Annotated in this window: 17 protein-coding genes and 1 other RNA gene; 13 read left to right on the forward strand and 5 right to left on the reverse strand. The window is 56.1% G+C overall.

What is annotated here, in order from left to right; all coding sequences use genetic code 11:
• Positions 1-4: 4 nt before the first annotated feature.
• The 4 genes from Q7V20_RS16350 (at position 5) to efp (ending at position 4,157) form a co-directional block, all read left to right on the forward strand.
• Entirely contained in the window at positions 5-1,204 is a 1,200-nt protein-coding gene (locus Q7V20_RS16350) for an ABC transporter permease (protein WP_304793466.1), read from the forward strand.
• A gap of 90 nt (positions 1,205-1,294) precedes the next feature.
• The gene (locus tag Q7V20_RS16355; RefSeq protein ID WP_304793469.1) at positions 1,295-2,137 is read left to right on the forward strand and encodes a 23S rRNA (adenine(2030)-N(6))-methyltransferase RlmJ; all 843 of its coding nucleotides are present in this window, start codon (positions 1,295-1,297) and stop codon (positions 2,135-2,137) included.
• Between the two features lie 6 nt (positions 2,138-2,143).
• Positions 2,144-3,400 carry an elongation factor P maturation arginine rhamnosyltransferase EarP gene (gene earP, locus Q7V20_RS16360; RefSeq protein WP_304793472.1) on the forward strand — a complete coding sequence of 419 codons (1,257 nt, stop codon included), beginning with the start codon at positions 2,144-2,146 and terminating at the stop codon, positions 3,398-3,400.
• A gap of 199 nt (positions 3,401-3,599) precedes the next feature.
• Positions 3,600-4,157, forward strand: coding sequence for an elongation factor P (efp, locus tag Q7V20_RS16365; RefSeq protein ID WP_304793520.1), 558 nt, complete (start codon positions 3,600-3,602; stop codon positions 4,155-4,157).
• Positions 4,158-4,390: 233 nt separating this feature from the next.
• Here the strand turns inward: efp and Q7V20_RS16370 are convergent, their stop codons facing one another.
• The 3 genes from Q7V20_RS16370 to Q7V20_RS16380 form a co-directional block, all read right to left on the reverse strand.
• The gene (locus Q7V20_RS16370; protein ID WP_304793476.1) at positions 4,391-5,293 is read right to left on the reverse strand and encodes a D-hexose-6-phosphate mutarotase; all 903 of its coding nucleotides are present in this window, start codon (positions 5,291-5,293) and stop codon (positions 4,391-4,393) included.
• Positions 5,294-5,322: 29 nt separating this feature from the next.
• Positions 5,323-7,107 (reverse strand): GspE/PulE family protein, encoded by a 1,785-nt coding sequence (locus Q7V20_RS16375; RefSeq protein WP_304793479.1) that lies wholly within the window; start codon positions 7,105-7,107, stop codon positions 5,323-5,325.
• Positions 7,108-7,321: 214 nt separating this feature from the next.
• A complete protein-coding gene (locus tag Q7V20_RS16380) occupies positions 7,322-8,308 on the reverse strand; it encodes a hypothetical protein (RefSeq protein WP_304793482.1) in 987 nt (328 codons plus the stop codon).
• Positions 8,309-8,549: 241 nt separating this feature from the next.
• Here Q7V20_RS16380 and Q7V20_RS16385 point away from each other — a divergent pair, with 241 nt between their 5' ends.
• From Q7V20_RS16385 to Q7V20_RS16395, 3 genes are read left to right on the forward strand one after another with little or no spacing between them, the layout of a single operon-like run.
• The gene (locus Q7V20_RS16385) at positions 8,550-10,496 is read left to right on the forward strand and encodes an adenylate/guanylate cyclase domain-containing protein (RefSeq protein ID WP_304793483.1); all 1,947 of its coding nucleotides are present in this window, start codon (positions 8,550-8,552) and stop codon (positions 10,494-10,496) included.
• Between the two features lie 30 nt (positions 10,497-10,526).
• Positions 10,527-11,015 (forward strand): SH3 domain-containing protein, encoded by a 489-nt coding sequence (locus tag Q7V20_RS16390; protein WP_304793486.1) that lies wholly within the window; start codon positions 10,527-10,529, stop codon positions 11,013-11,015.
• Complete coding sequence (locus Q7V20_RS16395) at positions 11,012-11,851, forward strand: M48 family metalloprotease (protein ID WP_304793489.1); 840 nt, start codon at positions 11,012-11,014, stop codon at positions 11,849-11,851. The genes Q7V20_RS16390 and Q7V20_RS16395 overlap by 4 nt, the downstream gene beginning before the upstream one ends.
• 10 nt (positions 11,852-11,861) lie before the next feature.
• Here Q7V20_RS16395 and Q7V20_RS16400 read toward each other — a convergent pair whose 3' ends face one another.
• The gene (locus tag Q7V20_RS16400; RefSeq protein ID WP_304793491.1) at positions 11,862-13,124 is read right to left on the reverse strand and encodes an OmpP1/FadL family transporter; all 1,263 of its coding nucleotides are present in this window, start codon (positions 13,122-13,124) and stop codon (positions 11,862-11,864) included.
• 384 nt (positions 13,125-13,508) lie between these two features.
• Here Q7V20_RS16400 and Q7V20_RS16405 point away from each other — a divergent pair, with 384 nt between their 5' ends.
• The 6 genes from Q7V20_RS16405 to Q7V20_RS16430 all read left to right on the forward strand — a co-directional run bounded on the left by Q7V20_RS16405 (position 13,509) and on the right by Q7V20_RS16430 (position 18,563).
• Positions 13,509-14,636, forward strand: coding sequence for a YgcG family protein (locus tag Q7V20_RS16405; protein ID WP_304793494.1), 1,128 nt, complete (start codon positions 13,509-13,511; stop codon positions 14,634-14,636).
• A gap of 171 nt (positions 14,637-14,807) precedes the next feature.
• Complete coding sequence (locus Q7V20_RS16410; RefSeq protein WP_304793496.1) at positions 14,808-15,221, forward strand: hypothetical protein; 414 nt, start codon at positions 14,808-14,810, stop codon at positions 15,219-15,221.
• Positions 15,208-15,540, forward strand: a complete 333-nt coding sequence (locus Q7V20_RS16415; RefSeq protein WP_304793499.1) for a hypothetical protein — start codon at positions 15,208-15,210, stop codon at positions 15,538-15,540. The genes Q7V20_RS16410 and Q7V20_RS16415 overlap by 14 nt, the downstream gene beginning before the upstream one ends.
• A 158-nt stretch (positions 15,541-15,698) precedes the next feature.
• Entirely contained in the window at positions 15,699-17,006 is a 1,308-nt protein-coding gene (locus tag Q7V20_RS16420) for a hypothetical protein (protein ID WP_304793502.1), read from the forward strand.
• Positions 17,007-17,085: 79 nt separating this feature from the next.
• Positions 17,086-17,685 (forward strand): type IV toxin-antitoxin system AbiEi family antitoxin domain-containing protein, encoded by a 600-nt coding sequence (locus Q7V20_RS16425; RefSeq protein ID WP_304793505.1) that lies wholly within the window; start codon positions 17,086-17,088, stop codon positions 17,683-17,685.
• Positions 17,682-18,563 (forward strand): nucleotidyl transferase AbiEii/AbiGii toxin family protein, encoded by an 882-nt coding sequence (locus Q7V20_RS16430; protein WP_304793508.1) that lies wholly within the window; start codon positions 17,682-17,684, stop codon positions 18,561-18,563. Before Q7V20_RS16425 ends, Q7V20_RS16430 begins: the two co-directional genes overlap by 4 nt.
• A 192-nt stretch (positions 18,564-18,755) precedes the next feature.
• On the opposite strand, the gene ssrA is transcribed toward Q7V20_RS16430, so the two are convergent.
• Positions 18,756-19,055, reverse strand: a transfer-messenger RNA (tmRNA) gene (gene ssrA, locus Q7V20_RS16435); the annotation flags it as partial.

Here is a 19,055-nt window from a genome sequence, read left to right on the forward strand (position 1 = left end):
TGATATGTACCTGCGCGACCTCATCACCCTCACTTCCTCAAGCTTCCTCACCTACCGGATGCGCAGCTTTCTCACCGGGCTGGGCATCGCCATCGGTATTGCGGCGGTCATTCTGCTCACTTCCATCGGCGAGGGCCTGCACCAGTTCATGCTTTCCGAATTCTCGCAGTTCGGCACCAACATCATCAGCGTGCAACCGGGCAAAACCCAGACGCAAGGCGGCAACGTCGGCATCTTCGGTTCGGTGCGGCAACTGACGCTGGAGGATGCCGATGCCTTGCGCCGCCTGCCTTACGTGGAATATGTGATCCCCGGTTTGGCGGGCAACGCGGAAGTGCGCGCCAACGGCCTGTCGCGGCGCACCATGGTGCTGGGCGAGGGGCGCGATTTCGGCAAGGCTTTCACCATGAAGGTGCAGAGCGGTGGTTTCTGGACGGATGCGGACGACGAACAGGCGCGCGCGCAGGCGGTGATCGGTGCCAAGATCCAGCAGGAACTGTTTCCAGGAATCAACCCGCTCGGCCAGTACCTGCGCGTCGGCGGGCAGCGTTACCGCGTGGTCGGGGTGATGGAATCGAAGGGACAGATCCTCGGCATGGACATGGACGATACGGTGTTCATCCCGGCCGCGCGCGCGATGGAATTGTTCAATCGTCCGGGGCTGATGGAGGTCAACGTCAGCTACCGCGCCGATGTCCCGGCGGACACGGTGATTCGCCTCATCAAGGAACGCATGATCGAACGGCATGGGCGCGAGGACTTCACCATCATCTCGCAGGAACAGGCGCTGGAGGTACTGAGCTCGGTGCTCAACATCCTTACCTTCGCCGTGGGCGCGCTGGGCGGCATCTCGCTGCTGGTCGGCGCCGTCGGCATCCTCACCATCATGACCATGGCCGTCACCGAGCGCACGGCCGAGATTGGCCTGCTGCGTGCGCTGGGGGCACGCGAGAAGCAGGTGCTGACTTTGTTCCTGAGCGAAGCCATGATTCTGTCCGCGCTGGGCGGGCTGATGGGGCTGCTGCTTGGTGTTGGCACAGCGCAGGGGCTGCACCTGCTGTTTCCGGCCTTGCCGGTGCACACACCCTGGCTGTATGCCGTGCTGGCGGAACTGACCGCGATCACGATCGGCCTTGCGGCGGGTGTTGTCCCTGCCATGCGCGCGGCGCGGCTCGATCCGGTGGAGGCGTTGCATGCGGAGTGACCGCTCCGCTGGCATAATCCTGTAGTTTCCAATTCATTCGCACAGATAATCAACAGCGAATCAATTCGCGTCAACAAGTAAGGAAATTTCATGCTGAGTTACCGCCACGCTTTTCACGCCGGCAACCATGCCGATGTGCTCAAGCATCTGGTTGAACTGGAACTGCTGCGCTATCTGGCGCAGAAAGCCAAACCCTACTGGTACATCGACACGCACGCGGGTGCGGGATGCTACGAACTGGATAGCGACTACGCGGCGCAGAACGCCGAGTTCGAGAGCGGCATCGCCCGACTGTGGGATGCGGAAGGTCTGCCAAAGTCACTGCAGGAATACGTGGCCATGGTCCGGCATTTCAATCCGGACGGAACCCTGAAACTCTATCCGGGTTCGCCTCTGGTCGCACAGTATGCGCTGCGTGAGCAGGACCGGATGCGCCTGTATGAACTGCATCCGACCGATCATGCAATTCTCGAAGAGAACTTTGCCCACGACGCACAGGTGCTGATGCAAAAGGCCGACGGCTTCGGCGCGCTCAAGGCGCTGTTGCCGCCGCCGCCGCGCCGCGCCTTCGTGCTCATGGACCCGCCCTATGAAGAAAAGCAGGACTACCAGCGCGTGGTCAAGGCGCTGCAGGAAGGCTTGAAGCGTTTTGCCACCGGTACTTACGCGGTGTGGTATCCGCAATTGCAGCGCAGCGAATCGGTGCAACTGCCCGCACAATTAAAGGAACTCCCCGTCAAAAGCTGGCTGCATGTCGCGCTGAGCGTACAGCGCCCCTCCGCAGACGGCTTCGGCATGCACGGCAGCGGCATGTTCGTCCTCAACCCGCCGTGGACCCTGTATGCCACCCTGCAGGAAGTCATGCCGGTGCTGGCCTCGCGCCTGGGGCAGAACGGCGAGGGGAGTTTCATTCAGGAACAGCAGGCCGCCTGACTCGCAATGGCTGACACCGTGGGTAAAACAATTCGCTGCGACATCTTCTGCTCCGTGGTCGACAACTACGGCGACATCGGCGTGTGCTGGCGCCTGGCGCGGCAGCTGTCCAATGAGTACAGCATGGTGGTGCGGCTGTGGGTGGATGACCTGCGCAGTTTCGGCAAGTTGTGCCCGGAGGTGGACTCGACGCGGGATGAGCAGCGCTGTCGCGGGGTGGAAATCTTGAAATGGGTGCCCGAGACTTTCATCCCTCACCCCCAACCCCGTAAGAACTCCCTTTCCCACTGGGAGAGGGCGGGGGGTGAGGGGCGGGCGAGGGGAGGGGCGGACTTGGTGATAGAGGCGTTCGCGTGCAAATTGCCGGAAACTTATATGCAGGCGATGGCTGCGCGGGAACCGAAGCCGGTGTGGCTGAACCTCGAATATCTCTCTGCCGAAGACTGGGTGGAGGGTTGTCACAAACTGCCTTCGCCGCATCCGAGCTTGCCGCTGACCAAGCATTTCTTCTTTCCCGGCTTTACGGAAAAGACCGGAGGCTTGTTGCTGGAGCGCGACCTGCTGGCGCGGCGCGATGCGTTTCAGTCTGATGCGGGCGCGCTGCAGCGCTATTGGCAGGGACTTGGCGTGTCCAAGCGCGCAGCGGGCGAATTGCGTGTGTCCTTGTTCGGTTATGAGAACGAGGCGATGGAAGCATTGCTGGGCGCTTGGGAGTCTGGTGATCTGCCCGTGACTTGTCTGGTGCCGGAAGGGCGCTCCCTGCCTCAGGTGGCAGGGTTTTTCAGCCAGAAAACCGGCAAGGCGGGTGAGGTCTGGCAACGCGGCAATCTGCGCGTGCATGCGCTGCCCTTCGTCGAGCAGGAGCGTTACGACGAATTGCTGTGGGCTTGTGACGTCAATTTTGTGCGTGGCGAGGATTCCTGTGTGCGGGCGCAATGGGCTGGGCGGCCTTTCATCTGGCAGATTTACCCGCAGCACGATGGGGTGCATCTGGAAAAACTGGAGGCGCTGCGCGCGCGCTATGCGGCGGGTTTGCCGCCCGAAGCAGCGCAGGCAGTCAGGGATTTGTGGCTGGCCTGGAACGGCGGGCCAGACATCTCCGGGGCATGGGGGCGCTTTGCGGCGCATTTCGGGGTGCTGGGCCTGCATGGCCCAAAATGGGCCAATCGGCTTGCGTCCAATAACCTCGCCCGGAATCTGCTGGATTTTTACCGTGAACTGGCCGCTTCGGACCTCCAGAAAATCATCGCAGGAAAGTGGTAGTCTTTTGATTGGTTGGGATATTCCTGCTTTATCTGGGTGGCGAGTCGCCGTGTGGCAGCTACCCTATCAATCCGGTGGGGTAAACAGGCCGGTCACCAACCAGGCTAAAGTTCGCAAAATGCTGCGCGATCATCTCGCAAATTTGTGGAATATTCGGGTAAAATCCGCGCCTTCGAAATTAAGCATTAGGCAGATCGCTATGAAAATCGCTCAAGAACTCCGCGCAGGTAACGTCATCATGGTTGGTGCCGAGCCTATGGTTATCCTCAAGGCCGAATACAGCCGCTCCGGCCGCAACGGTTCCGTAGTCAAGATGAAGATGAAGAATCTGCTGACCGATTCCGCAAAGGAAACGGTATACGCAGCGGACGACAAATTCGAACAGATCATGCTGGATCGCAAGGAAGTGACCTATTCCTATTTTGCAGACCCGATGTATGTGTTCATGGACGGCGAATACAACCAGTACGAGATCGAAGCCGAATGCATGGGCGATGCGCTCAACTACATCGAGGACGGCATGCCTTGCGAAGTGGTGTTCTACAACGAGAAAGCCATCTCGGTGGAGTTGCCCAACACCATCGTTCGCGAAGTGATCTACACCGAGCCGGCCGTGCGCGGCGACACTTCCGGCAAGGTGATGAAGCCTGCCAAACTCAGCACCGGTTACGAGTTGCCCGTATCGGCATTCATCGAAATCGGCGACAAGATCGAAATCGACACTCGCACCAACGAGTTCAAGAAGCGCGCGAACTAAGCACGCTTTGTCGATGCAATAAAAAAGAGCCGCTGCGAAGCGGCTCTTTTGTTTGGTACGCGTATGGTTGGGTAGGTTGGGAAAAGCGCAGCGTGCCCAACATTGAGAATGATGATTTATTTGTTGGGCACGCTGCGCTTTGCCCAACCTACGGATGCTCTTTGCTTTTGGGGTACGCCGACGTCCTTGTCGGCATGTTTTCAAATGAGCCGACGGGACGTCGGCGCTCCCGACTACAACTTCTCCACGCTATACACCACCACCAGCTTGTGCGTCTCATCCGGCGCCAGCTTGACGACGTTCTCCATCGCATTGCCGCTTTCCACGCACACCATGCCGCGGTGGCCGTTTTCGCCGAAGTCGCCCATCTTGTCGGCTTTTTCGGTCCACGGGTTCCACACCACGGTCGACATGCTGCCCTGCTTGGCGATGCGGATGGCGCGTTTCAGGCCCTTGTCCTCGATCACACAATCGGCGGCGGTATTGACGTAAACGCGGTCCACTTCGCTTTCAATGACGATGCCGTCCTTTTGCGTGCAGTGCGCAAAGTCCTGCACCTTGTCCAGATAGGCGCAGTCTTCCAGTCCGCGGATGGTCATCTTGGCCACATCGCTGATCTGGAAGTAAGTATGCAGGGCTTCGCCGAGTTCGAAGGCCGCATTGCCGGTGTTGTGCGTGGACAGTTCCACGCGCAAGGACTTGCCGACCGTCACCGACAGTTGCAGGGTGCAGGGGTGCGGCCATTGCGTGCGGGTGACGTCGCTTTCGACCAGGCCGAAGCGCAGGAAAGTCGAGCCGTCGGGCAGCGCTTTGGTTTCAAAAATTTCCCAGGGCACGGTGCGCGCAAAGCCGTGTCCGGGCAGCTTGCTGTCCGTCTTGTGCGGGCCGAACCACGGCCAGCAGATCGGCACGCCGCCGCGTATGGATTTGCCCGGAGCGAACTTGGCGAACGGTGACAGCCAGATTACCGGCTCTTCGCCGCGCGGCTGGAAGGTGGCGATATGCGCGCCCTGCAATGCGATGTTGGCGAGCGCGTGATGGTTGGCAACCTCGGCGACGATCATGCCTTCGGCAATCTCCTTGAATTGCACGTGGTTGCCGATGGCGAAGCGTTCGTTGAGTTCTGTCAGTGTCATGTCGGTTCCTGTTTAACGATGTAAATAAATCAAACTTGTTCGGCCGGGGGTGAAGTTTTCAGCACCTCGTCCAGCGTGGTCACGCCGGATGCAACCTTGAGCGCGCCGGAAATGCGCAGTGGTTTCATGCCTTCGCGGTTGGCCTGTTCGCGCACGGCGGCAATGTCGGTCTCGGGGGTGATGAGCTTGCGCAGTTCCGGCGACATGAGCAGGATTTCGTAGATGCCGATACGCCCCGAATAGCCGGTCATGCGGCACTCCAGGCAACCGTGCGGCCGCTGCAGTTGGGTCGGACGCGTTGCTTTCCACGGTGCAACCAGACCATTCCACAACTCGATGTCGTCTTCGCGTATCGGAGTCGGCTGTTTGCAATGCGGGCACAGCGTGCGCACCAGACGCTGCGCCATGATGCCGAGCAGCGTGGCGTTGAGCATGTAGTACGGCACGCCCAGATCGAGCAGGCGCGTGATCGCGGAAGGCGCGTCGTTGGTGTGCAGCGTGGAGAGCACCAGGTGGCCGGTGAGCGCGGCCTGGATCGCCATTTCGGCGGTTTCAAGATCGCGTATTTCGCCCACCATGATGATATCCGGGTCCTGCCGCATCAGCGCGCGCACGCCCTCGGCAAACGTCAGGTCCAGCCCGGTTTGTATCTGCATCTGGTTGAATGCGGGCTCCACCATTTCGATGGGGTCTTCCAGCGTGCACACGTTTACCGCCGGTGTTGCCAGGCTCTTGAGCGTGGAATACAGCGTGGTGGTCTTGCCGGAGCCGGTGGGGCCGGTGACGAGGATGATGCCGTTGGGCTTGGCGGTCATCATCTGCCAGCGCGCACGGTCGTCGTCGGAGAAGCCCAGTTCGGAAAAGTCGCGCACCAGCACTTCCGGGTCGAAAATGCGCATCACCAGTTTTTCGCCGAAAGCGGTGGGCAGGGTGGACAGACGCAGTTCGATCTCCTGTCCTTCCTGGGTGCGGGTCTTGATGCGGCCATCCTGCGGGCGGCGCTTTTCCATCAGGTCCATGCGTCCCAGCAATTTGATGCGGCTGGTCATCGCCGTGATCACCGACATCGGCAGTTGATGCACCTGATGCAATACCCCGTCGATACGGAAACGCACAATGCCCATTTCGCGGCGCGGCTCGATGTGGATGTCGGATGCGCGCTGGTCGAAGGCGTATTGCCACAACCAGTCCACGATGTGGACGATATGCTGGTCGTTGGCGTCGAACTGCTTGTTGGTCTTGCCCATTTCGACCAGTTGCTCGAAGGAGGCGAGATTGCCGGACTCCACATTTGCCTTGGTGGCGCTCTTTACCGAGCGCGCCAGATTGTAGAACTCGATCAGATAGCGGTTGATGTCGGTCGGAGACGCAAAGACGCGGCGGATTTCCTTGCGCGAAGTCTGTTTGACCACGGCTTCCCAGTTGCGCAGGAAAGGCTCCGAGGTCGCCACCACCAGTTCGTTGCCCTCAATGCGAATCGGCATGATGGAAAAACGGTTCGCATAGTCGATGGACATCAGATCGACGAGGTTGGAGAAGTCGATCTTCAGCGGGTCGATGTGCAGATATTCCAGGCCGACCTTGCCGGCCAGCCATTCCGTGAGGATATCCAGCGTCAGGATGCGCTGCGGCGGAATGAGCGAGCGCCAGGCTTTGCCCGCGACGATCACCAAGGGATGGTCATCATGCCGTCGGACGTGTCTCTCGTTGAAGAGCGCATCGGTATCGTCCTTGGCGACCATGCCGTCGGCGACCAGCAAATTCAGCACTTCGGCTAATTTAAGCTTGTGTTCCGGGTGTTCCTGGGCGGCCATGTTTCGTTCCCACAACGATACCGCGTAAGTACCGTTTTAATTGTTGGAGGCGGTGAAAAGCGCATTCGTACCTGATTGCCACACCCGCTCTGTCGGCTTAAGACAGCACAGCCGGAAGACGCCAGGCGCGGAGATTATAGCGCGCGGTGAAAGTGGCGATTAAAAAAAGAGCGCCAAAACTGCTGGCGCTCTTTATTGTGGGTGAGTCTGAAGTTCAGAGTGACGCCCAATTTGTATTGATGGTGAATGGTGTCGTTCCATCGCTTCCGGTTATCACAACATTCACACAATCTGGATCAGGGGTCAGCAGCACATAACTTCCGCCTCCGCCGTTAATCCGTAGGGAACCTCCATTTGCAAAACCGTAGGGATTGTTGCATGCAGCGTTGGCTGTAAGCGGCGTCGGTGTGTAAATGTAGAGTGTGCCAGTCAAAGCACTACTATTCACCATCATGCCAATGCCGAAGCTGGTTTGGGTTGAGTTTGCAGATATCCCAAATGAATAGTCGGTTATCCCGAATGTTCCGTCAATGCTGCTGAGTGTATTGAGTGCTGTTCCGGAAATTACATAAGATATGGAAGTTAAGGCATTGCCCACGACTGTGTAATCCATGGTCATTGCCAAATTGCCATTCATTAACAAATCTTCGGCTGTGCTGATGCTATGGTAGTTAGTGAATGTTGAGGTAATTCTGATATGGGTAGGGCTGTTCGCTGGTGTCATCTCCGCGACACTGACAGACATGGAGCCATCCAGAGTTATGCCCGGATTCACACAATCTGTATAGGTAATAGTCGCAACGTCACCAACATCAAAAAAGGTGTCGTTGTTATTGTCTGTATAACTCATTACTGCAGTTCCAGAGGTGGCGCAAAGCAGGTTTTCATCCGGAATTGCCTTTGTACCTGCAGAATGCAACTGCCCTCCACGTGCAAGTTCAAACAACGCCAAGGCAGCATTCGCTGCACCTGTGGCTTTGTCTGCAGCCACGCTACGGACAGGGGCCGAGGCGGCGTTACCTGAACTGCTAACTTGGCTAGTCGAACTCATGCCTTTTGCAGCGACATCTGTAGCTGTGGATGAGGTGATCTGCACAGTGCCGACAGGAACGGCGGTGTCACCTGACGATCCCCCTCCGCCGCAACCCGCCACCAGCAATACGATGCCCAAGGGCACCAGCGTCAATTTCAGATTCCTCACGATTCCACCTCCTTTGTCAGATTGGGTATTTATCAGTACATCGCAACAAGCGCCGTGGAATCCTATACCAAAACCACAAAAACGGTATAGTCAAAATGGACTATATGGTTGGCTCGGCAGGCCTATATACTTGACCGGGCTTGAGGATTGGGAATATGGTTCCAGCGCGGGGAGTTTGCCTACAGATTGGTGGATTCTTTAGGCTGAAAAAACAACAAATAACGCAAGTCATTGGGCAGACATGATCAATAAAGCCGGGGTGTCGCTTCTTATCGCGCTTCTGATGTTCGCCATATCCGTGGTTGGGTATTCACTTGGTGCTTTTCATAAACCCGAGCTTTTTGCTTATGATATTCAGGCGAAGATGTTGCGTTCGGACAAGATTCCGGACCGCAGCATCAAAGTCATCCTCGTGGATGAGGCCGCGCTCAAGTCGATGAACGAGATTGCGGGCAGGTGGCCTTGGCCGCGCGCGATCTGGTCCGATCTGCTGGAGTTTTTGTCCATGGGCGGCGCGCGTGCCGCGCTGTTCGATATTCTGTTTCTGGAACGGCAGGACAAGGCCAACGACGGCACCTTGCGCACTGCGACCAGAGACTTTCGGAATGCTTACCACAGCATGATGATCTCGCGGGAGCAGGCGGATGAGGGCGGCCGTGACGCGGCCGCGCTGAGCGGTGCGCTCCCTGCGGATTTCGTCAAACGCTTTGCTTTGACGGGCGTGAGCGATACGTCCAAAGCCAAGCCGGGCATCGAAAACAACAGTTTTGCATTGCCCATTGCGGGCCTTTCCGAGGTTTCCAAAGGGGTGGCGGTGGTTGAGTTCGCGCCCGACAGCGATAACGTCCTGCGGCGCACCAAACCGCTTCGCGAATATCGGGGCGATTATTTCCCCGTGCTTGGCCTGGCACCTTTTGTCGACAGCAAGACGCCCGTCGATATCGGCGACGGAGCGATCAAACTCGACGGCCACACGCTGCCCGTCGATGCCAACGGCAATTTCATCATTAATATGTATGCGCTGGACAAAGTGGACACCTATTCCATCAGCGGCGTGTTCTCGTCCCTGCAGAAAATCAGGAATGGGGATGTGGACGAGGTGCTGGTGCATCCGGACGAGTTCAAGGACAGCATCGTGTTCATCGGCACCAGTGCCGTGGGCACGGCGGATCTGAAAGCGATCCCGATGGGGGCCGGGGCGCCCGGCGTGCTGTTGCACGCTTTCCTGGCGAGCAATTACTTGCAGGACGATTTCATGAACCCGCCCGACAGAAGGTTGACGTATCTTTCCCTCTTGGTTGGAGTGTTTCTGACGTCCTGGGTGGTGTTGTTTTCGCGGCGATTCCTGGTCAGGATGCTTTTGCCGCTGGCCATGCTGGCGGGCTATGTCGGCTTTGCGCTGCTTTCGTTCAGGTCGAACACGCAAGTCGAGATGGTGCCGTTTGTATTTGCCCTGTTTTCAACCGGATTCCTTTCATTCGCTTATCTGACGTTTACGGAAGGCGCCGAGAAACGCCGCGTCTCCCAGCTTTTTACCCAGTACGTTTCCAAGGATGTGCTCGACGAGGTGTTGAACAATTACGAAGAGTATGCAAAGTCCAGCGCGGGCCAGAAGGTCGAGATTACGGTGCTGTTCTCCGATATACGCGGGTTCACCACCATGTCGGAGACCGAGGCGCCGGAGAAAATCGTTGAAATGCTGAATGTGCACTTCACGGTGATGGCGGACATCATCCTGAAGCACAACGGCACCATCGACAAATACATAGGCGATGCGATCATGGCATTCTGGGGCGCGCCCGTCCGGACCGATAATCATGCCGAACAGGCGGTGTTGGCCGGACAGGAAATGCTGGAAGGGCTCAAGGAGGTTAACCGGATCCTCAAAGAGCGCGGCTTTGCGCATGAGATCGCCATCGGCGTCGGCATCAACACGGGCGAGGCCACGATTGGCAACATCGGCTCTGAGATCAAAAAGAACTACACCGTGGTGGGCGACACCGTGAACCTGTCGTCGCGGCTTGAAAGCATTACCAAGGAGCAGAAGGTTCCGCTGATATTTTCGGAATACACCTACGAGAAGATCAAGGGCAAAATCGCTTGCAGGCTGATCGGCAAGGTGACGGTGAAGGGCAGGGGACAGGCGGTGGATATCTACACCACGGGTTCTGACGGCGGGACGGATTAAGCGGGCATTCATTTGTTTGAGGAGAAAACCATGAAGAAGCGGATTTTGTTGTTAACGGTGTTTGCGGCGAATATGTTGCTTGCCGCGACTGTGGGTGCGGAGCAGCTTTATTACGTGCAGAGCACCAGGGCAAAAATACTCTCTGCCCCAACCTTCCGGTCCAACGTGCTCGCCGAAGTCGGAATGGGGCAGACGCTTACCGCAAAGGGCAAAGAAGGCAGTTGGATCAAGGTGGCGGTTGGCGACAAGGAAGGATACGTCTCGTCGCTGCTTGTTTCCACGCACCGTCCCTTCAAGCGTGGCGGCTACATCAAGACCGACGATGCCGAAATCAAACAGGGGGTACGACGCAGGTCGTCGTCGTTTGCCAGCGCCGCTGCGGCGCGCGGCTTGACGAAGGAAGACCGGAAGCGCGCGGACACAGAAGACCGGGTTGATTACAAGGCGCTGCAAAATATGGAAGCACTGTCGTTCAGCGACGACGAGGTCAGTCAATTCATGGAAGGGAGCAAACCATGAGACCGACCGAATACCTGAAAATGGCGGCTTTGGTCGCGTTGGTGTTCGTTTCTCTGTCGGCCTCGGCCGGTAAAGATTGGCGCGAAAGGGCTTCGACGGAAGACGAATTTTCCGAGGGCGATGTAGCAGCCGAGGTTGCATTCGGCCGGGAAATTTCAGCCCGAATACTTGGAAGATACAAGGCAAATAACAATCCGGCCCTGATCAAATACGTCAATCTCGTCGGGCTCTCGCTGGTGCGCAGCACGAACCGGCCGGAACTGGAATACCGCTTCATGGTGCTGGAAACGAACGACGTGAACGCCTATGCCGCACCCGGGGGGTATGTATTCGTCACAACCGGGGCGTTGCAGTTGATGAAGGACGAGTCCGAACTGGCAGGCGTGCTTGCGCACGAGATTGGGCATGTGACGGAAATGCACGTGGTGAAGGAACTGAAAATAAAGGGGGCGGATGATTCGCTCACGTCTGGTCTTGCGCAATTGGTGGGAGGAAGCACCGAGTCAGCGCGGGCGGCTTTCTCTCAGGCAGTCGACAAGGGGCTCGACATCATTTTCAAGGATAACTACAAGCGTGAAGACGAGATGCAGGCCGACAAAAGCGCGGTGATTGTCTGCGCACTTGGCGGCTACGATGCATCGGCATTGGCCAGGTACCTGGACCGCACGCGCGCCATCAAGGAAAAAGTGCCCGATCCGGACGGGACGCATCCGACTGCGGACGCAAGAATTTCACAGATCAATGAGATCATTGCGGCGAATGGCATGGACGCCACCAACGCCGCCAGCAATCAGAAGCGATTTGCAGCGGCGATGAAAGGGCTGAAGCGGCTGTAGGGGGCGGTTGTTAGTACGACGATGACAGGAAGAGCAGCCAGCCTAGGGTCGTGGCGTTTTGAACACTCTGGTCATTGCGCATCTGGGCTTTGCCTGTGCCGTAGTTGACGCTCCCCCCCACGGTGACTGACGAGCTTCCCGAGAAATTGGTGAGGCTCAAACTTGCTCCGTACAGATTGATTTGTTCCTCGATGTTGGTAACGCCAGCCTGTATATCCGGGGTGTTGGCCATGTTGGTGAAAACACCGGCTCTGACGGCCCACTTTCGCGTCATGTAGTACTCTGTACCCAAAGCAAAATTATATGTGGCTACTTTATCTACGAAGATTGGGTCCTCAACCGCAGTGTTGTAGCTCCAGTCTGCTGAAATGAGCAGATCCTTGCTCGCGAAATACGCAGCACCGATCGCCAAATGAGTTGGGTATTCCCGTTTCTCCGTGAAATTCAGAATGACGGGGGTGCGAACGGTTGTAGGCGGCGCCGTGGAAGAAGTGCAGCCGTTGGTAACCGAGTCCCAGCATGTTTCCTGGCCGGTGGCGCTCGAGCTCATAATAAACGTCTTTGACAGTGCGAAGCCGAGGGATACCTTCTCAACTGGCGACCATGAGACGCCAATAATCGGCTTGATTCCCGTTTCGTTCATCCTGAAGTATTTGTTCGTCCACCCTGTGCTCGTGCCTGAGCCGGTATCCATTCTTTCCACAAATTGGTTCAGAACAATTTGCACGTCTCGCTGATGTACGTAGAGCGTGAGTCCAACAGAAAGGTCGTCATTGATTTCTGCTGCAACTGTGGGGCCAACGTTATAGGTGCTGTCTCGATTGCTTAGATTAATGATTTGACGGGAATAATTGTCTACCACGTTGTTGGTGAATTCCTGATTCTGGTTCTCGCTCACAGCATCCGGTACTGCATATGAAAAGCCGATCTTGTATTTTCCAAGCGGTTTAACGATACCGAAATAATTGGCTAACAACGCGGATGAGTTACGTTCGAACGATTGATTGCCGATTACGTTTTCGAATTCTTTTGTCTGTGAGTAGAAGGCGTTGACGCTGGCTGAAAAGTTTCTGTCGCCCACGAACACGATTCCGGCCGGGTTGTAGTACATGCCGGTAGCATCGTCTGAGACTGCGGTATAAGCGCCGCCCATGCCCGCAGCGCGGTCCCCGATCAGCATGTTGTTGTAGTGAAATTCGTCCGCTGTGGCGATTTCGCCGCAGCACAGCAAAGACAAGCCAAGTAGAATTTTTCCACGCGCAGAATTGATCACAGTGCCCCCTTTAAAATGGTGTGCAACCCATCTCCAAACCATCTGTCTGCTGCTTTCTATTGTTTCTGCCGTATCTACTACCCGGCCAGGCGCAGTTTTCGGTTTCCCCCAAAGCCCTTCCGACGAATTGACTTGCCAGCGGCGGGTTTTATGGTATCAGTTTTTCGGGGGCTGAGCGTTGAGGATATTGGGTTCCAAATCCCCTACCCGCCAATTTCGCGGTGACGGGAAATTGACTTGGGTGGTTGGATTTCCTATCCTCCAAATCGTCGCGCCAGGAATAGGAAATTTCAGGGGTAATGCAGAGGAAATGCGGACCGACTGTGTGCGCTGAAGTGTGCAAGATCGAACTTGCATCTATTGTTTTCTTTTGGGAGCCCGGATATGGCTGGTCTTTTTCGTTTTGTACTGCTCGTCTGCCTTGTCTTTGCCAGCCTCGGCAGTCCGGGATACGCCTTCGATGCGCCTGCCTTTCAGGGTGATGTGCTGGATGAGGCAGGCGTGCTGGATGAGGCGGACAAGGCTGCGCTGCTGGCAAGGATTCGCATATTGCGCGAGTCGGACGGTGTCTGGGCGGCGATCTATGTCGCGCGCGACTTGCAGGGCGACACCATCGAGAATGCGACGGTAAAGATTTTCGAAAAATGGAAGCTGGGCCTTGCCGGCAAGGACAACGGGCTGCTCATAATGATTGTGCCGAGCGCTCGGCAGATGCGTATCGAGGTGGGTTACGGTTTGGAAGGCTTCATCACGGATGTATTCAGCAACCGGATAATCAATGAGCAATTTAAACCGGCCTTTCGCGAACAACGCTACACCGATGGGCTGCTTGCCGGCTTGGAGAGATTGGCTGCTGCAGCACGGGGTGAGGTCCAGGCGGAAGGCCCGCCCCCCGATCCCGTCTTGGCGCCGCCGCAGGATATCAACTGGGACGGGGCGTGGGCCAGATTCGGATTCTCCCTCGGCGCCAACCTGATGCCGATCCTGCTGTATCTGCTGGCCCGGTATTACGGTCGCATTAAGGGGCGAGTGGAACAGGAAAAAAAGAATACCGGCACAGGATTGGGCGAGATCAAGACGATGTTCATACTGTTCAGCTTCTTCGGTGTCTTTTTCGGGGTGTTCTATGCAGTGTTTGGCGCCGCGTTCGCAGGAGAGCCGGATATTCTGTGGGTTCTGATGGCGGTGAACGGGTTGTTTGCCGGTTTGTTCGTACTGCCTTTTGCATTCAAGGCGAGCAGTTACCTGTCTGCTGACGTATTCCGGCGCCAGCAGGCACGGGGGCGTTTGTTGCGCATCAAGAAACGATCCAGTAAGGCGCGCAACATCTTTGGCGTCTGGTTCGATCCGGCTCAGGTCAGCGTCAGCGGCGGCGGTACTATGCCGGAGCCGCGCAGTTCGTCGTCGGGATCATCTTCCGGCTCTGGTTCCAGCTCCAGTTCCAGTTCCAGTTCTTCCTCATCCTCCGGTGGAGGTCGATCCGGTGGCGGCGGGGCTTCGGGAAGCTGGTGAGTGGCCCAAGTCTTTGAAGACGTTTTGTGAGCGAAACTGACTTTGCCAGGCCGTCAATATTGAAGTGCTGGTTGGTGGGGGAGATGACATATTGAACCCGCATCCGATCTGTCATTGAGTCGGCAAATGACTTGAGCAAACCTGCTGTAAATTGTTGGGTGTCGAATCAAGATGAAAACGCCTAATTACTGGATCGAATATGCCGCCGACTGGCGTTTGGCACCCATGGCCTACTGGGTTCACGTTGAAGCGGATGGTAAGCCATGGGCGCGCGCAGAGCGCTTCGAGCCGCCTGCACCCGCCGCTGTGCCACACAAAGGGTTCCCGATTATATGTGTGGAGTTCGGCGAATTTACCCTGCAGTTTTCATCGCAAGCCCAGATTGCGGAGTGTATCCGCGTGCTGTCACTCTCTCCATTACCGACCACTTCCCGGCTGGTTGCATTACGCAACCCGGGAGTCGGATTGAACAGTCACTGGCTGAGCCGTCTCCCGTCCGGGATCAAGTCGCCGAAAAATCGGGCGCTATGCGTCAAGACACTGGTTGCCGTGCTTTCTAAAATGTCGGGTAGTGCCAATCCTTGAGCAGTTGCATGAATATGCAGCCGATATTGAATTGACATCAGCGTCATTTCTTCATTCTGGTCAATCTGCTTGCGTTGAGATTGAGCGGGAGTTTCTATGTCTGCTCAAACATATGTATCAAGGCATATTCGTATCAATTTCCCGCGTCGTCGTGTTTAAAAAAAAAGCCCATCCTTTGCGGATGAGCTTTCGTTTTATTGGTGGGGCGGCGGGAATTGAACCCGCGCTTCTCTGCCCTTACGCTATCGGCCACTTGGGCATAACTACCGCTTGGGAATTTCTGCAAAATACCCCCAAAAATACCCCCGCTTTGACTTGATGGAAATTGCTCTACCGAACCTGAGATCGGGTCAACTCACCGGCATTGAGCTGGCGAATGACTGGTGCAATTCTATAAAATAATCGCCTCGTTCACTTTGCACATTTTTCAGTTCAATATCGAGCACAGCACTAGTTGATGGTTCCTCATTTATTGCCATGACAGCCACAGACGATTCCTTGGGTAAATCCGCAGATTCGCAAGAAAAGCTCGAAACCCCGTTAACGCGCGAGGCCCTGTACGCACTTGTCTGGTCCGAGCCGATGCTTAAGGTCGCTGCGAAGTTTGGTGTTTCATCCAGCTACATGGCGAGGGTCTGTACACGCATGAATGTTCCTCGGCCCGAGCGCGGCTATTGGGCAAAACTTGCTGTAGGTAATACGCAGAAGCAAGTCCCTCTCCCTGAAGCTCACCCAGGAAATGAATTGATCTGGTCTCGGGATGGCAGCAGCGAACATGTTCCCAGACCATTACCAAAGCCTCCAGTCCATACACGGCGCATGCGAACGACCCCCACGCTGCGCATGAGTCAGCACCCTCTCATCAACGGTACCAAGGCGCTTTTCGAATCTGGGCGGCTCTCTTATGGAGGAGAGTATCTAAAGCCAGCGAAGAAGCTACTGGTAGATATGGCCGTGACTAAAACCGGGCTCGACAAGGCGCTGTCTTTCGCCAACCAATTCTTCTTGTCGCTTGAGGAACATGGCTATCGCGTCGTTATTGCACCACATGGTGAACACCTTCGAAGAGAAGAGGTAGATGAGCGCGAAAATCCAGGTAAGCACCGCCATTTCAACAACCTTTGGTCGCCGGGGCGCGACACCGTAGTCTATGTGGGGACGGTGGCGATTGGTTTGACAATCATTGAGATGTCGGAGGAGGTGGAGGTTCGCTACGTCAATGGCGAGTATGTTCGGGTGAGGGATTATGTTCCACCAAAACGCGGACGGTATGCCGTCGATCATTCTTGGACAACGATGAAAGATATTCCCACTGGAAGGTTGTGCTTACAGGCCTACTCCCCTTATGCAAGAGCAAAGTGGAAAAAGCAATGGCGAGAAACGACAGCAGCTCGCAGTCTTGATGCGCAAATAAGGGGGATTGTGAAAGAGTTGGAGGAGGCCGCAGTTGAAGTTGCCCACCTTGTCGAGGAGGGAATGCGTCAAGCAGAGATTGAGCATCAACAGTGGGAGGCTCAACGGCGGGAATGGAGGCGCGAAGAGGAGGAGCGTCGAACTGCCAAAGCACTAAAGCAAAGTAGAGAAGATCTGCACCATATTATTGATCGGTGGGCAGAATCAAACCGCATCGAGCAGTTTTTCGTTGAAGCAGAGCGGAGGGCCGCAGCCTTGGATGCGGAAGAAAGACTTAGGCTCCTTGATCGATTGAAGCAAGCTCGCGAACTGATTGGCAGCATCGATGCCCTGGATCATTTCTTGGACTGGAAGTCGCCCGATGAGCGGTGATGCTTTTGAGCTTCACCGGGCGTTGTTCCAATATTGCGGTATTTGTGCATAATTACCGAAAATATGGAACAATGCCAATATGACCACGACTGAAAGCCATATCCAGACACTCCTGCGCAGTGCAGGCACAGCACGATCACGTGAACTGGTCGCGGCGGGCATTACCCGTAGCCAGATTTCGCGAATGGTTGCGGCAAGCCAACTGGTGCGGGTGGCGCGGGGGCTGTATACCATGCCCGGCTACAAGGGGGGGGAGCATAGCGCGCTGGTGGCAGTGGCGAAGCGCGCACCCTATGTGGTATTTTGCCTGCTCACGGCACTGCGCATTCACGATCTGACAACTCAGGCGCCATACGAGGTCTGGATCGCTATCGGTAACAAGAGTCATCCACCCCGCCTTGAGTATCCGCCGCTGCGCACAGTGCGTTTTTCTGATGCCGCACTGACATCAGGCGTAGAGACGCGGCAACTTGATGGCGTGAAGGTGCAAGTAACTTGCGTAGCCAAGACGGTGGCAGACTGTTTCAAGTTTCGCAACAAAATCGGTCTGGATGTAGCGCTTGAGGCGCTACGTGAGGCGCGCCGAGCAAAGAAGGTGAGTGCCGACGATCTATGGCGATATGCGAAGATCAATCGTGTGACCAATGTGATGCGCCCTTATCTGGAGGCGGTAGCGTGACAGTGGATCTGATAGCGTCGATACATGCTCGCTTGTTGAATAAGGCCAAGGCGCGTGGCGAGGACTTCAACCTCATCCTGACGCGTTATGCGATTGAACGCTTTTTGTATCGTCTCTCCCTCGCTCCGGCGCGTGACGTATTTTGGTTAAAAGGGGCGCTACTGTTTGATCTGTGGTTTGACGTACCGCACCGGCCAACCCGCGACGCAGATTTTCTCGGCTTCGGCCCGATTGATATCGAGGCACTCGCGAATACGGTACGTGAAATCTGCGGCATCGATGTGGATGATGGCATGACATTCGACCCTGCTTCGATTACGGTTGAGGAAATCCGTGAGGAAGCCCGATATGGTGGTTTGCGTGTACGGTTGGTGGCCAGGCTTGGGAATGCACGTAATACGGTTCAACTCGATGTCGGTTATGGGGACGCAGTAACGCCGGGGCCGGAGGAAGCGGTTTACCCAACCTTGCTGGAAGAGCTGCCAGCGCCACGCTTGCGCGTTTATCCACGTGCGGCAGTGGCGGCTGAGAAGCTGGAGGCAATTGTGAGTCTCGGTATGGCAAACAGTCGGATGAAGGACTACTTTGATTTGCGAGCCTTGGTGCACGAGGGAGTACTGGATGCCCGGCAATTGGGCGATGCAATTGCAGCAACGTTTCAGCGCCGTCAAACATTGGTGCCGGAAAATATGCCGCTTGGTCTGACTGATGAGTTTGCATACGACACGACGAAGCAAGCTCAGTGGAAAGCGTTCCTTGGAAAGAATCGGCTTGATGCATCGACGCTGAATGAGGTCATTGAGGAGATTCGAAGTTTTGTCACGGAGCCACTTAAGTTGGCGCGGCAGAGGAATGGGGAGAACGAGATAGGTTTTTAGCTTATCGGTGGAGGCGGGGAATTGGCCTCGCATTCGCCTGCATGCGAATGCCGCTCCAGGCTACAAACAGCACGCAGGTGCTGTTTGTTTAACGCTCTCCGCCCCGCTCCCGTGCCGGACGCAGATTCAGTTTCCGTGCAATCTTTACGCAACAAATAGAAACGACACCACAAGGGTGTCGTTTCTATTTGTTGGTGGAGGCGGCGGGAATTGAACCCGCGTCCGCAAGCCCTCTACAGGCAGTTCTACATACTTAGTCTGGTTATTTAATTTTATCCGGCAGACGCCAACCGACAGGCTGCTACTGGACGAGTCACCTAAATTTAATGTTATACAAAGTAACCCTGCATAACACGATTCCGTGTAAATGATCCCACTCATCGCGGCATTACTGCCTTGAGCCCCTCCACGGACAGCAGGGTGTGGGATCTAACCGGTTAAGCGGCTAGAGCGTACTTTTCGTCGTTTGCGACTATTGGTTTTCCAGCTGAT

Source organism: Aquabacterium sp. (genome assembly GCF_030652515.1).
Taxonomy (GTDB): domain Bacteria; phylum Pseudomonadota; class Gammaproteobacteria; order Burkholderiales; family Burkholderiaceae_C; genus Aquabacterium.

Bases quoted from the DNA above. Each gene is read 5' to 3' on its own strand.
- Q7V20_RS16350 (WP_304793466.1), top strand. From the start codon at position 5: ATGTACCTGCGCGACCTCATCACCCTCACTTCCTCAAGCTTCCTCACC.
- Q7V20_RS16355 (WP_304793469.1), top strand. From the start codon at position 1,295: ATGCTGAGTTACCGCCACGCTTTTCACGCCGGCAACCATGCCGATGTG.
- earP (WP_304793472.1), top strand. From the start codon at position 2,144: ATGGCTGACACCGTGGGTAAAACAATTCGCTGCGACATCTTCTGCTCC.
- efp (WP_304793520.1), top strand. From the start codon at position 3,600: ATGAAAATCGCTCAAGAACTCCGCGCAGGTAACGTCATCATGGTTGGT.
- Q7V20_RS16370 (WP_304793476.1), bottom strand. From the start codon at position 5,293: ATGACACTGACAGAACTCAACGAACGCTTCGCCATCGGCAACCACGTG.
- Q7V20_RS16375 (WP_304793479.1), bottom strand. From the start codon at position 7,107: ATGGCCGCCCAGGAACACCCGGAACACAAGCTTAAATTAGCCGAAGTG.
- Q7V20_RS16385 (WP_304793483.1), top strand. From the start codon at position 8,550: ATGATCAATAAAGCCGGGGTGTCGCTTCTTATCGCGCTTCTGATGTTC.
- Q7V20_RS16390 (WP_304793486.1), top strand. From the start codon at position 10,527: ATGAAGAAGCGGATTTTGTTGTTAACGGTGTTTGCGGCGAATATGTTG.
- Q7V20_RS16395 (WP_304793489.1), top strand. From the start codon at position 11,012: ATGAGACCGACCGAATACCTGAAAATGGCGGCTTTGGTCGCGTTGGTG.
- Q7V20_RS16405 (WP_304793494.1), top strand. From the start codon at position 13,509: ATGGCTGGTCTTTTTCGTTTTGTACTGCTCGTCTGCCTTGTCTTTGCC.
- Q7V20_RS16410 (WP_304793496.1), top strand. From the start codon at position 14,808: ATGAAAACGCCTAATTACTGGATCGAATATGCCGCCGACTGGCGTTTG.
- Q7V20_RS16420 (WP_304793502.1), top strand. From the start codon at position 15,699: ATGACAGCCACAGACGATTCCTTGGGTAAATCCGCAGATTCGCAAGAA.
- Q7V20_RS16425 (WP_304793505.1), top strand. From the start codon at position 17,086: ATGACCACGACTGAAAGCCATATCCAGACACTCCTGCGCAGTGCAGGC.